The sequence below is a fragment of the Leptolyngbya subtilissima AS-A7 genome (assembly GCF_039962255.1).
Classification (GTDB): domain Bacteria; phylum Cyanobacteriota; class Cyanobacteriia; order Phormidesmidales; family Phormidesmidaceae; genus Nodosilinea.
Genome location: NZ_JAMPKY010000001.1, coordinates 414653 through 428168, shown reverse-complemented (window position 1 = coordinate 428168; position 13516 = coordinate 414653). Strand labels below are relative to the sequence as shown.

The window sequence follows — 13516 nt, the reverse complement described above, 5'->3', positions numbered from 1 at the left end:
CAAGTACTTCTTATCTATCCTTACTCCCGCTCGAACAGCGTCATGCGTTTGGTCAATATTCGCATGACCTCGTTGGGGTTTATAGTCGGCAATTGCCGTGACCATTCTTCGGGGCGGGCATAGCCCAGGCGATATAGGGTCATCACACAGCCGTTCACAACAGGGGGAGAACCGATCGCCAGTAGACGCAAAACATCGGGAGATGGCTGATCTCTCAAGTCGATCAAGGGTTGCTGAGGTTCGGGGTCGGGCAGAGATGCAGCTAGATCTAAGGTGATCAGGCGATCGCTTTGTCTTGTCTCTGTCATCATGGGTTTTAGCTCCATAGTGAGTCGCCCAGTCCTGAAGTTTTCGAGGCCGAAGGACTGGGCTTTAAATTGTTACAGGTAGTTACCAGGTTGGCCACACTCCATAGTTATCAACCTGAAGTAGGCTCACCCATGGAGTAAATATACTCCTATTACAGAAGGGGTACTTTCATGGGGTGGGTATAGTCACACCATGACTGCATTCGCCAGCAACCAAGTTTGCAGGAACGGTTATAAGTTCTAAAAGGTTAGTGATAGATAGGATTCTTAGATGAGGAGTTAGCCATATAGAGCAGTTCTCATTGGCATAACTACACAGAGACTCTTAGCCTATTCGAGAAAGATATTGCCGTACGTTCTATGAATAAAAAATACTATAACTGAAGTCAGTTCAATCAAAGTAATTAGCTCAACTAACTCAAGACAATGGTTCGCACGCATGTCATTTTCGCAGCCTTGAAGCAAGCAAAATCAAAAATTCAAGATGGACAAAAATAGCTTTGACGAATTAAAATTTGAAGCCAAATATCAAGAGATATTTCACGTTCCTGACCTACCTACTAGGCTCAACACTCTTCAAAACTATTTCTTCCCCAGACTAGAAGTTTTAGTCAAGGAATCTTTGCGAGAGATAGAGGAAGTTTACGGTGTAAATCCTTACGAAAATATGACCATTGTCTATCGTCCCAACCACCGCAAGGAGGCCATGTCTAATGTAGATTCTGAAAGTGTCTTTATGGGCGTTTCAGGCAAAAGACACCAGCAAAAGCTAATCTTCAGAAGAAAAAGTGGTCAATACGCCAGCATTCACTGTAGCTCGTTGATTTACGAAATATATCCAGATGGGGCATTAACAGTGGTATTACAGCCATTTGGGTATGGATACGTACGTCTCGATCAGGATAATAACTATATTAAATTAATTGCAGATAGCCTATATAAATGCATAGATAAAGTAGAAAAAATATTTTCTGAAAATGGAATCTCATATACATTTACCCACAATTTCACTTATACCAATCTTGCAGACGCCATCCTTAACAGCCCAGAAGAAGACGAATATTTATCAAGATACTCGCTATATATATTCTCCCCAACTTACTACTTCCCGACCTCCAGGCATAGAGGTTTATGGGAAGTTAAACGTGCTTTTGTTGCTTTATACCCAATTTTAGATAGCTTTATTACAATTGCAAAAGGTCAGACCTACCCACTAGAGATGATGTTGGACAAGCTTATAGATTATCAGTTCACAAAAGGTTGGTATTTTAGCCGACGAAAAGAGTGGACGGATGAAGATAAGCCTTTCAAAAAGGCTCAGGATGAAATCAACTTGCCTGAATTGGAAAGCTATCAATTCATTCGAGCAGGTCTTTGGTGGGAAATATTAGCTAGAGATAAATGGACTTGCTGTAGTTGTGGAAGATCAGCTAAAGAGCATGGCACTACGCTGCATGTTGACCATATAGTACCTCGTTCTAAAGGTGGAACAGATAACAAAGAAAATTTGCAGGCCTTATGTTGGAAATGCAATATTGGAAAATCAAACAAAGATATGACTGACCTGAGAGATAAATAGTTAGTAGATGATTAATAGATATTGGCACATTGTAAGTGGCTTAGTGGAGCATGGCCACCAAGTAGCTTCCGGCTCCGCTACAGATAGTCCCTATCCTGGAGGGACTATCGAAATGCAAACGCCGTTTTTTGAAGCTTTAGGGTTGGATCTAACAGAATATTTTAAGGGGACGCTCAATATTTCCATTAGTCCCCACACCTTTCAGCTAACCGATCCTGAACTCACATTTCGCCAGGTCGAGTGGACCGATCGCCATCCTCCCGAAGACTTTTCCTTCTCTCGCTGTCGGGTTTTGTTCCAAACCTCAACTTATAACTGCTGGATGTATTACCCTCACCCAGAGACCAAAAAGCGCAACTTTCAAAATCCTTCCATCATCGAAATAATTGCGCCGCCCATACCAAATATCAAATATGGAGACAGGGTCGAAATCGAGTACAACTCATTAGAACTTTCTGTAACTTAGCTATTCAGCAAGGTAGATGAACCCGTTAAAAGCGTTCTTTGGTTAAGCTGCCAGAGCGTAGGTATTCATCAACTTTGCCAGTCCAACGGGCTATCTCTAGCTTTTAAAGAGCCAAAGGTAACGATATTTGCATGGGTCAAGGCTCTCTTTACAGAAGTCGTTGACTCTATTGAGAGTGTATGCAATGATTTCGCCATCGCAGTACCCGAGACGATAAATCGGTTCTTAACCTTCGGTTATTAAAGTTCTCACAAGCCGGACTATAGACAGTCGCTATATCAATTAGCGCTGGTCTACTTATGAGTTTTGGGCGAAATAGAGCAGAGACTAGGCGACCGTGATTGAATGCAAACCGTTGAGGCTGCCCTATGGTTTACTTGCTGGCGCTGCTGATAGGTATCATTGCCGGTCTACGCACCATGACCGCGATCGCAGCTGTCAGCTGGGCCGCCTACCTGGGCTACCTTGACCTTGACGGCAGCTGGCTCGCCTTCCTGGGCTACCGCTTCACCCCCTGGATCTTATCGGCGTTGGCACTGGGCGAATTCGTCACCGATCAACTTCCCTTTACACCCAGTCGCAAGGTTCCAGTCCAGTTTGGCGCTCGCATTGTCAGTGGAGCCCTCTCAGGGGCGGCGATCGCCCTACCTAGCGGCACCTGGGTGGGCGGACTCATGGCAGGTGCGGTGGGCGCAGTAATCGGCACATTGGGCGGCGCGGCAGCCCGTTCTCGCCTCGCTACCGCCTTGGGTCGTGACCTACCGGCGGCGCTGAGCGAAGATGCGATCGCCATCGTCGGCGCAGTTTTAGTTGTGGGGCTCTTGTGATGACTCAATCCTTTGACGCGCTAATCATTGGGGCCGGTCAAGCAGGGCCACCCCTGGCCGGACGGCTGACTGCGGCGGGCATGAAGGTAGCGCTGATTGAGCAACATCTGTTTGGCGGCACCTGCGTTAATACCGGCTGCACACCGACCAAAACCCTGGTTGCTAGCGCCTATACCGCACATTTAGCCCGCCGCGCCGCCAACTATGGCGTGATGATCTCAGGCGCGATCGCGGTCGATATGGCCCAGGTCAAAGCGCGGACCAATGCCGTGGTGGCAAATTCTCGCAGCGGCCTTGAGGCCTGGCTCGGCAGTATGGAGCGCCTAACTGTGTTCTATGGTCAGGCCCGCTTTGAAAGCGCGAATACCCTGCGGGTCGGCGACGAACTCCTGAGCGCACCGCAAATTTTCATCAACGTGGGCGGTCGGGCGCGGGTGCCAGATATGCCCGGTGTAGGGGAGATTGACTATCTAACCAACACATCTATGCTGGCGCTCGACAGCCTGCCCCGACATTTGGTGGTGGTGGGCGGCAGCTACATCGGCCTAGAGTTTGCCCAAATCTACCGTCGCTTCGGAGCAGAGGTCACGGTAGTCGAGAAAGGCCCGCGCCTGGTTTCCCGCGAGGACGAGGATATATCCACTGCGATTCGAGCCATGCTCGAAGCCGAGGGTGTACAGGTGCGTACAGGGGCCGAGTGTATTGCCTTTGCCCCCCACGCCGATGGCGCATTGGTGCATCTCGACTGTACCGACGGCGAGCCCGAGGTGATTGGCAGCCACGTGCTGCTAGCGGTAGGGCGTCAGCCCAACACCCATGATCTCAGCCTCGATCGCGCCGGTATCGCCACCGACGAGCACGGCTACATCACCGTGGACGATCAGCTCCGCACCACTGTGCCGGGCATTTGGGCCTTGGGCGACTGCAATGGCCGAGGTGCCTTCACCCATACCGCCTACAACGATTTTGAGATTGTCGCCGCCAATCTGCTCGATGGTGAGACTCGAGGGGTGAGCGATCGCATCCCCGCCTACGCCCTCTATACCGACCCTCCCCTGGGGCGCGTCGGCATAACCGAGGCTCAGGCGCGCTCCACCGGGCGGCCCCTGCTGATGGGCACCAGACCGATGACAAAAGTGGGCCGCGCCATTGAGAAAGGCGAGACCCAGGGCTTGATCAAAATTGTGGCCGATGCCGAAACCCGGCGCATTCTCGGCGCGGCAATTTTGGGCGTCGGCGGCGATGAGGCCATTCACGGGCTGATCGACATCATGACTGCCGACCAGCCCTACACCACTCTGCAAAAGGCGGTGCCCATTCACCCCACGGTATCTGAGCTGATCCCCACAGTGGTGGGCGAAATGCAGCCGCTTTCGCCCACCTGAAGACACCGACCGCGCTTAATAGGGCCACTGCCAGTTGACGATTTCATCCTGATCTTTGCCCTCAGTGTGGGCATAGGTAAGGCACTCGATGATCTTGTTCTTCATCTTCTCCTTCACGTGGGCCGCCGCCGAACCCAGCTTGGGCACCCGATCGATCACGTCGATCACCAAGTTGAAGCGATCGATCTCGTTGTTGATCGCCAGTTCTAGCGGGGTGTTGATATTGCCCTGCTCCTTATAGCCCCGCACGTGAATGCGGTCTTGGTTTGAGCGGCGATACACCAACTTGTGAATCAGCCAGGGATAGCCGTGGAAGTTGAAGACAATCGGCTTGTCGGGGGTGAACAGTGAGTCAAAGTCGCGATCGCTGAGCCCATGAGGGTGCTCCCCAGACGAAATTAAGGTAAACAGGTCAACCACGTTGACAAACCGCACCTTCAGGTGGGGAAACTCTTCCCGCAGAATAGCGGTCGCCGCCAGCGATTCTTTAGTCACAATGTCGCCGCAGCAGGCCATCACCACGTCAGGGTTATCCGGCTCGGTGCCGCAGTCGTCGTTGCTGGCCCAATCCCAAATGCCCAGTCCCTTGGTGCAGTGGGTCACCGCCTGCTCCATATCGAGGTACTGGAGGTGGCTCTGCTTGTCAGAAACAATTACGTTGATGTAGTCGATGCTGCGGAAGCAGTGGTCGGCCACCGACAGCAGGCAGTTGGCGTCGGGCGGAAAGTAAACCCGCACCACGTCAGGGCTTTTGTTGGTCACCAGGTCGACATAGCCGGGGTCTTGGTGGCTAAAGCCGTTGTGGTCCTGCCGCCACACTAGCGACGACAGCAAAATATTGAGCGACGACACCGATCGCCGCCAGGGCACGTGGTTTTTGCAAATGTCTAGCCACTTGGCATGCTGGTTAAACATTGAGCTGACCACGTGGGCAAAGGCCTCGTAGCTGTGAAACATGCCATGGCGACCGGTGAGCAAATAGCCCTCCAGCCAGCCCTGGAGAGTGTGCTCGCTGAGCATTTCCATCACCCGACCATCTTGGGAAAGCTCCCCGCCGTCGAGGTCTTCGGGCAAATAATCGGCCATCCAGGCCTTTTTGGAGACCTCATATACCGGGTTCAATCGGTTAGATGCCGTTTCATCTGGCCCCATCAGGCGAAAGTTGTTGGGATTGTCGCGCATAATTTCGCGCATGAGAATGCCCAGAGCCTTGGTATTCTCATACTCCACGCTGCCGGGCTGCGGCACGTCGACCGCATACTTGCGGAAGTCGGGCATCTTCAAAGCCTTGCGCAGTATGCCGCCGTTGGCGTTGGGGTTATAGCTCATGCGGCGAGGGCCAACCGGCGCCAAATCCTTTAGCTCAGGAATCAGAGCACCGTTCTCGTCGAACAGTTCCTCAGGACCGTAGCTGCGCATCCATTCTTCAAGCAGGCGCAGGTGTTCGGGGTTGCTGTGCATGCCGCCCATGGGTACCTGGTGAGCCCGCCAGAACCCCTCCACCTTGTGGCCATCCACCTCTTTAGGCCCCGTCCAGCCCTTGGGGGTGCGCAGCACAATCATTGGCCAGCGGGGGCGCTCCTGACTGCCGTTGACGCGAGCGTTTTGCTGAATGTCTTTGATCTTGAGAATGCACTCTTCCATGACGGCGGCCATTTGCTGATGCACATCGGCCGGGTCGCTGCCCTCGACAAAATAGGGCGTGTAGCCATAGCCCCTAAACAAATATTCCAGCTCCTCATGAGAAACCCGCGAGAGAATGGACGGATTAGCGATCTTATAGCCGTTCAAGTTGAGGATGGGCAGCACCGCGCCATCGCGAGCCGGGTTGATAAATTTATTGGAGTGCCAGGAGGTGGCGAGGGCTCCCGTTTCGGCCTCCCCGTCGCCCACGACACAAGCGACGATTAACTCGGGGTTGTCGAGGATGGCCCCAAAGGAGTGCGAGAGGCTATAGCCCAATTCCCCACCCTCGTGAATTGAGCCAGGGGTTTCGGGGGTGACGTGGCTGCCAATATGGCCGGGGAAGGAAAACTGTTTGAAGAAGCGGCGCATGCCGTCTTCATCCATGCTCTTGTCGGGATAGATCTCGGAGTAGGTGCCTTCTAAATAGACCGGCCCCAGTACCCCTGGAGCACCGTGGCCTGGCCCAGCCACAAAGATCATATTGAGGTCGTACTTTTTAATTAATCGGTTGCAGTGAATATAGGTAAAGCTCAGGGCTGGCGAAGCGCCCCAGTGGCCCAGCAGACGGTGCTTGACGTGCTCAGACTTGAGGGGTTCCTTTAGCAGAGGGTTACTGCGCAGGTAGATCATGCCTACGGCGAGGTAGTTGCAGGCTCGCCAATAGGCGTGCGTTTTGCGCAGTTCCTCATCGGTGAGGGGCTTGGTTTGGGGCGGGGAGGCTACTACCATGACGTTAATTCCAGCAAAAGTGCTCGCTATCTCTGAAGCATTAAAAACAGGGTTTTTGTGCCTAGGTAACGTTCTAGAGCATTTTCTATTGTCTAGACAATACTTTCTTGAAACTAAGTTTTGATTAAGATAGCTAAAAAATCTACGAACTTTACCAAGCAAGCATTTGAGGCTTGTCAGCGATCGCGATTTATAGTTTTATTTCCAGACATCTAAGAAACTATTTACGCCTCAAAACTAACCCTAAGATAGGTGCGATCGCTGCTTAGCCAACTCCACAAAACGAGTTGGACCAGCCTTTTTTTGTGAGCATTGATATAGCTATTTCGTAATGCTGATTGAGCTCTATAGCTAGGGCCGTAGATAGTACATCAAAGTCTGCACCAGCTCGGGGGCTAGACCCAGGCGACGCTGGAGATCGGCTAGATCTTGGTAGGGGCCGCGCTGCGATCGCTCCTGCACTACTGCCTGGGCCAGCGCGGGGGGCATGCCGGGCAGGCCACACAGTTGAGAGAGGGTGGCCTGGTTCAAACTCACCGTGGGCAGAGTACCGCAGTGCTCCTCGTAGTAGCAAAACGACAGCACCGCAGCCAGGGGTCTAAGCTGGGTTGGGGTCGTTCCCAGGGCCGCCGCTAGATCTTCCAGACAGTGAAACTGCACCCCGGCCTGACGCAGGCGCACTAACCCTTGGGCTTGGCGAATCGATAGCCCCGGCAACCGCAGCCAGTCATCAACCGTCGCCCGGTTCACATCCAAGGTGAACCCCAGCTTGGCGGCCACCTCAACCTCCTGGTAAGACTGGAGCCGATAGTTCGGTTGGCCCAGGCGAGCCGCCAGGGGATGTAACTGTGCCCTCAAGCCTTGCCAACGTTTTAGCACTGTCGCATCCCTAGGCCACTTGATCTAAAAGCTGACGTCGCTTCTGCTCAAACTCTAGCTCCGAAATCAGCCCCTCCTGGCGCAGGGTGTCTAGCTCCCGCAGGGCCACCCCAAGGGCGCTAATCTGAGCTGGGTCAAGGCCCCCCTTAGCTTGACTGGTGGAAGACTCTGATGGGGCAAAGGCACTGAGAGGTTGGGCCATCAGCATAAGACCCTCAACGGCACAGGCAACTCGAGGAAGGGGAGTCCAGCTCAGGAGCAGATAGAGGGTGCCCCAAAAGGGCTGACCTAGATAAAACTTGTGGAATCCTGACACTGGGGCTAATACCCCCAGCCACGCTAGAATGACGGCTGTTCGACGGGAACGCTCTGCCAACATCATTGCCCTTCGCTATCGTATGGAGCCCATAGAGGCTAAAGCTTTGCACTAGCTTGTGAATTCAGTATAAGACGGGCGTAAAGAATCGACATTGCCCTCCGGATTCTGAGCCGTCGTTCTCACTAGTTCCGCAACAATAGAATAAACTCCTCTAGTTCTGCCCCCTGAATGCCCCACGCTGCCTTCTCCCCCGAATGGCTCAACCGTTTCACCGATCCCTACGCGCTACTAGGTGTGTCAGTAGCAGCCGATGAGCGTCGCATTCTCAAGCGCTACCGGGTGGTAGCCAAACAGCTGCACCCCGACGCCTTAATCGATGTGCCGGCCGAGCTGCGCCAGCTGGCCGACCAGGTGCTGCCCAAGCTAGTCAACCCCGCCTACCAGCGCCTCAAGCAAGACAAGGGCCGCAACGAGGTACTGGCGGCTCTCCGCTTCAAAGTGCGCCGCCTCAGCCGCGATCAGAAACTCCAGCCCACCAGCAAACCCGGTAAGTATCTGCTAGATGTGGCCGAGGCCGAGGTAGACGTGTTTTACGAGCAGGCGATCGATCAGCTGTGCGATCGCCAATATACATCTCTAACCGAGTTTGAAGCTTGCACCCAGCAGCTCAGCGAACTCAACCTGGTGTACCTGCGCCGCAAGATGGGTGAGCCAGTGATTCGCGAAAAGCGCAGCGGGCTAGTATCTGCCACCGCGATCGCATCTGACCCCTTAGCAGATCACCCTGCTAATAACGGCAAATCATCGGGGCAGGCCTACGCCGATCGCCACTACGGCCGAGCCCAAGAATATCTCAAGGGTAAAAACGTTCAGGCCGCTATTCAAGAACTCAAGGATGCCCTCAAAATTGACCCTCAAAACAGCAGCTACCACTGCCTGATGGGTCAGGCCTATCTGATGCAAAAGCTGCCCGGCATGGCCAAGGTGCACTTCAAGCAGGCGCTACGCCTCAATCCCAACAACGCTGTAGCCCTGAAATATGCCCGGCAGCTCAACCTCACCATGACTGATCTCCCGCCTCGTCCTACTGCCACACCTACGCAGGACAACCCTAAGCAGCCGGATAGCAAACCATCAGACAGCCCTAAGCGATCTCTGTTTGGCAAGCTATTTTCTAAAGGTCCCAGCCGCTAAGCGCTAGGCAATCCCCAGACCCTCCTTGGGTTTAGGGAATGATTGGCAACAAAGCCTACAGCACAGCGGTACAACCCATGTAATAAAATCGCAACGCTATCTATGATCGAATATAGATAGATCCCCGTCGCGATCGGAGAGCCCAAGCCCTGTGAACAGCTTTAATGCCAAGACCCACCTCACCGTAGGCGATACCACCTACACCATTTACAGCCTACCCGCTGCGGCAGCAGCCCTAGGCGATATCAGCCGCCTGCCCTTCAGTCTTAAGGTGCTGCTCGAAAACCTGCTGCGCCACGAAGACGGGCGATCGGTCACGGCGACAGACGTGCAGGCAGTAGCCGACTGGCTAACGGAGAAAACCTCCAACCGCGAGATTGCCTACCGTCCGGCCCGCGTGCTGATGCAAGACTTTACCGGCGTGCCCGCTGTGGTCGACCTGGCCGCCATGCGCGACGCTATGGTCAACCTAGGCGGCGACCCCGACAAAATTAACCCCCTCTCTCCAGTCGATCTAGTCATCGACCACTCGGTGATGGTCGATTCCTTCGGCAGCGCCGCCGCCTTTGGCCAAAACGTCGAAAAAGAATTTCAGCGCAACTTTGAGCGCTACGCCTTTTTACGCTGGGGTCAGAGCGCCTTCGACAACTTCCGCGTGGTGCCACCGGGCACCGGCATTTGCCACCAGGTCAACCTGGAGTATCTAGCCCAGGTGGTATGGACCAAGACCGCAAATGGCGAAACCGTTGCCTACCCTGACACCCTGGTGGGCACCGACAGCCATACCACTATGATCAACGGCCTCTCGGTGCTGGGCTGGGGCGTGGGCGGCATTGAGGCTGAGGCCGCTATGCTAGGTCAGCCGATTTCGATGCTGATTCCTGAGGTGGTGGGCTTTAAGCTCACCGGGCAGCTACCTGAGGGGGCTACCGCAACCGACCTGGTGCTCACCGTGGTGCAGATGCTGAGGACCAAGGGCGTCGTTGGCAAATTTGTCGAATTTTATGGCGACGGCCTCGACCACCTCACCCTGGCCGATCGCGCCACCATCGCCAACATGGCTCCCGAGTACGGGGCTACCTGCGGCTTCTTTCCCATCGATGGCGAAACCATTCGCTACCTGGAATTCTCGGGTCGTGACCCCGATCGCGTCGCCCTGGTAGAAGCTTATGCCAAAGCCCAAGGTCTCTGGCGCGATGCTGCCGCCCCCGAACCCGTCTTCACCGACTCCTTATCGCTCGATCTCGCCACGGTGGAACCTTCCTTAGCAGGGCCAAAGCGGCCGCAAGATCGCGTCACCCTGGCGGCCCTGGCTCAGCAGTTCAAGGAAAGTGACTTTCCTGGCTTTAGCGGTAAGCCCTACGCCGAGAAGCAATCCGTCCCTGTGGCGGGTACCGACTACTCGCTAACCGACGGCGACGTGGTAATCGCCGCTATCACCAGCTGCACCAACACCTCCAATCCCTCGGTAATGATTGGGGCCGGTCTAGTAGCTCGCAAAGCGCGGGCCAAGGGGCTGACTGTGAAACCCTGGGTTAAAACCTCCCTCGCCCCCGGCAGCCAGGTAGTGAGCGACTACCTCGAAAAGGCCAACCTTCAGGAAGACCTGGATGCCCTGGGCTTTAACCTAGTGGGCTACGGCTGCACCACCTGCATCGGCAACTCTGGCCCTCTGTCTGGCCCCATTGCCAGCGCCATTGATGGCAACGACCTGGTGGTGGGCGCGGTACTGTCAGGCAACCGCAACTTTGAGGGGCGCGTGAGCCCTCACACCAAGGCCAACTATCTGGCCTCACCGCCGCTGGTGGTGGCCTATGCGATCGCAGGCAGCCTCGCCATCGACCTCAAAACTGACCCCATCGGCCAGGATCCCGAAGGCCGCCCCGTCTACCTCAAAGACATCTGGCCCACCAGCGCCGAGATCTTTGAGGTAATGACCGCCGCCCTCACCCCCGACATGTTCCGCAGCCGCTACAGCAACGTGTTCACCGGCACCGCCGACTGGCAGCAGATCGCTACCCCCGAAAGCCAGACCTACACCTGGAGCGGCGACAGCACCTACGTGCAAAATCCGCCCTACTTCACCGATATGGCCCCCAGCGTCAACGGTCAGGCCTTTGCTGACATCATTGGTGCCCGGCCTCTGGCGATTTTGGGTGACAGCATCACCACCGACCACATCTCCCCGGCTGGAGCAATTAAGACTGACAGCCCCGCCGGCAGCTACCTGGTAGGCAACCACGTCACCGCTGCCGACTTCAACTCCTACGGGTCGCGCCGGGGCAACCACGAGGTGATGATGCGCGGCACCTTCGCCAACATTCGCCTCAAGAATGAAATGGTGCCCGGTTCCTCAGGCGGTGTGACCAGATACACGCCCGACGGTACCGACATGTCCATTTATGAGGCCGCCATGAAGTACCAGGCCAGCGGTACCCCCCTCGTGGTAATCGCGGGCAAAGAGTACGGCACTGGGTCATCTCGCGATTGGGCGGCCAAGGGCACCCGACTGTTGGGGGTTAAGGCCGTGGTAGCCGAGAGCTTCGAGCGTATTCACCGCTCTAACTTAGTCGGCATGGGGGTGCTGCCTTTGCAGTTTAAAGACGGTTTGCACCGAGGTATGATGCACCTCGACGGCAGTGAAACCTTTGACCTCACGGGGCTCAGCGGCGGCATTCAGCCCGGCATGACCGTCAACCTAGTGATTCACCGGAGCGGTAACGACAGCACCACCGTACCGCTGCTGTGCCGCATCGACACCCTAGATGAAGTGGAGTACTTCCGTCACGGCGGCATCTTGCCCTACGTGCTGCGGCAGCTGTTAGCTGCTTAGGGGGCTCTGGAACCCTGACATTCTGTATCCGTCAAGGGCAGAAATACGCAGGTTCTCCTAATCAACTCATCAACGACTCGTTAAGACTCGTTGAAGATGGAGGCGTGGTCAAGTCAACCCCAGACCGCGCCTCCTATAGTTTGGACATTGTCAAGGGAATTCTGACAGTACCTATTGCCACTAACCATTACCAGGGATGCCGGTATGACCTCATCCATTGCCCCAGATCAGGATCCACAAGTAGTCGCAGAGCAGCTCTCTAATGAGGCGATAGACACCGCTCGGGTTGTTAGCGTGCCGTCTACTTTAACCGTTGTTGAGGCGGTCGAGTTTGAGCAACAGGTGAAGCACCACAGCCTAAGCCAACCAACCCCTGAAACCATCATTATTGACCTAAGCCAGACTCAGTTTATTGACAGTAGTGGCTTAGGGGCCCTAGTGATCTGCTATCGCACCTGCCAGACCAAGGGCATTGCCATGGTGCTGCGGGGAGTGCAAGAGCAGGTACGCATGGTGCTGGCTCTAACCGACCTTGAGCAGCTGTTTACCTTTGAACCGGTTGCCGGTGAGCCCGAGAGCCCTGCCCTTAAGCCCGAAATGAGATTTGTAGCGCTGACCACCCATCCCTCAGTGGCCTCAAAGGGCAAGCGCCTGCTGGATATCGTCGGAGCGCTGGTGGGTTTGGTGCTGACCGCAGTGCTGTCGGTGCCCATTGTGATTGCTATTAAGCTCGAAGATGGCGGCCCGATTTTCTTTAGACAAGTGCGCTGCTCGTGGATGGGCAAACGCTTCCACATTTGGAAGTTTCGCTCCATGGTGACCGATGCCGAAGCGCTCAAGGCCCAGGTCGAAAATGAAGTAGAAGGGCCGCTGTTTAAGAATGAAAACGACCCTCGCATTACTAAAGTAGGCCGCTTTCTGCGCCGCACCAGCCTCGATGAACTGCCCCAATTTTGGAACGTGCTGCGGGGCGACATGAGCCTGGTCGGCACCCGTCCTCCTACCCCCGATGAAATTGAGCAGTACAAGGTGCCTGAGTGGCAGCGCCTCGACGTAAAACCTGGCATGACTGGCGAGTGGCAGGTCAACGGTCGATCTACGGTGAAAAAGTTTGAAGACGTGATTCGCATGGATCTCGACTACCAGAAGAACTGGAGCCTGGCCTACGACATCCAGCTGATCGTTAAGACAGTTTTGGTACTGTTTTCGAAGAAGGCCGGGGCGTCGTAAAGCACCGTGGGAAAAAGTGGATAGGTGAGTAGGATAGGCGGGCGGATAGCTGACCTGCCGAGAGACTCCTGAAAATCTTTA

11 protein-coding genes are annotated in these 13516 nt (G+C 54.8%); 7 read left to right on the top strand and 4 right to left on the bottom strand.

Features of this window, described 5'->3' with window-relative positions; all coding sequences use genetic code 11:
* Positions 1 to 20: 20 nt before the first annotated feature.
* A complete protein-coding gene (locus NC979_RS02005; RefSeq protein WP_190523231.1) occupies positions 21 to 311 on the bottom strand; it encodes a hypothetical protein in 291 nt (96 codons plus the stop codon).
* 481 nt (positions 312 to 792) lie between these two features.
* Here NC979_RS02005 and NC979_RS02000 point away from each other — a divergent pair, with 481 nt between their 5' ends.
* The 4 genes from NC979_RS02000 to NC979_RS01985 all read left to right on the top strand — a co-directional run bounded on the left by NC979_RS02000 (position 793) and on the right by NC979_RS01985 (position 4565).
* Positions 793 to 1887, top strand: coding sequence for an HNH endonuclease (locus NC979_RS02000; RefSeq protein ID WP_199309000.1), 1095 nt, complete (start codon positions 793 to 795; stop codon positions 1885 to 1887).
* Between the two features lie 112 nt (positions 1888 to 1999).
* Positions 2000 to 2353 (top strand): hypothetical protein, encoded by a 354-nt coding sequence (locus tag NC979_RS01995; RefSeq protein ID WP_242024176.1) that lies wholly within the window; start codon positions 2000 to 2002, stop codon positions 2351 to 2353.
* A gap of 368 nt (positions 2354 to 2721) precedes the next feature.
* Positions 2722 to 3180, top strand: coding sequence for a DUF4126 family protein (locus NC979_RS01990; RefSeq protein ID WP_190523227.1), 459 nt, complete (start codon positions 2722 to 2724; stop codon positions 3178 to 3180).
* On the top strand, positions 3180 to 4565 hold the full coding sequence (locus NC979_RS01985) for an FAD-containing oxidoreductase (RefSeq protein ID WP_190523225.1): 1386 nt from the start codon (positions 3180 to 3182) through the stop codon (positions 4563 to 4565). Before NC979_RS01990 ends, NC979_RS01985 begins: the two co-directional genes overlap by 1 nt.
* 15 nt (positions 4566 to 4580) lie before the next feature.
* Here the strand turns inward: NC979_RS01985 and NC979_RS01980 are convergent, their stop codons facing one another.
* The 3 genes from NC979_RS01980 to NC979_RS01970 form a co-directional block, all read right to left on the bottom strand.
* Positions 4581 to 6980, bottom strand: coding sequence for a phosphoketolase family protein (locus NC979_RS01980; protein ID WP_190523223.1), 2400 nt, complete (start codon positions 6978 to 6980; stop codon positions 4581 to 4583).
* 351 nt (positions 6981 to 7331) lie between these two features.
* Positions 7332 to 7859, bottom strand: a complete 528-nt coding sequence (locus NC979_RS01975) for a helix-hairpin-helix domain-containing protein (RefSeq protein ID WP_190523221.1) — start codon at positions 7857 to 7859, stop codon at positions 7332 to 7334.
* Positions 7860 to 7869: 10 nt separating this feature from the next.
* Entirely contained in the window at positions 7870 to 8235 is a 366-nt protein-coding gene (locus tag NC979_RS01970; RefSeq protein ID WP_431191006.1) for an NINE protein, read from the bottom strand.
* A gap of 171 nt (positions 8236 to 8406) precedes the next feature.
* Between NC979_RS01970 and NC979_RS01965 the strand changes: the two genes are divergently transcribed.
* The 3 genes from NC979_RS01965 (at position 8407) to NC979_RS01955 (ending at position 13435) form a co-directional block, all read left to right on the top strand.
* On the top strand, positions 8407 to 9372 hold the full coding sequence (locus NC979_RS01965) for a tetratricopeptide repeat protein (RefSeq protein WP_190523219.1): 966 nt from the start codon (positions 8407 to 8409) through the stop codon (positions 9370 to 9372).
* A gap of 151 nt (positions 9373 to 9523) precedes the next feature.
* Positions 9524 to 12205 (top strand): aconitate hydratase AcnA, encoded by a 2682-nt coding sequence (acnA, locus tag NC979_RS01960; protein ID WP_190523218.1) that lies wholly within the window; start codon positions 9524 to 9526, stop codon positions 12203 to 12205.
* A gap of 204 nt (positions 12206 to 12409) precedes the next feature.
* Positions 12410 to 13435, top strand: coding sequence for an anti-sigma factor antagonist (locus NC979_RS01955; RefSeq protein WP_190523217.1), 1026 nt, complete (start codon positions 12410 to 12412; stop codon positions 13433 to 13435).
* Positions 13436 to 13516 lie beyond the last annotated feature (81 nt).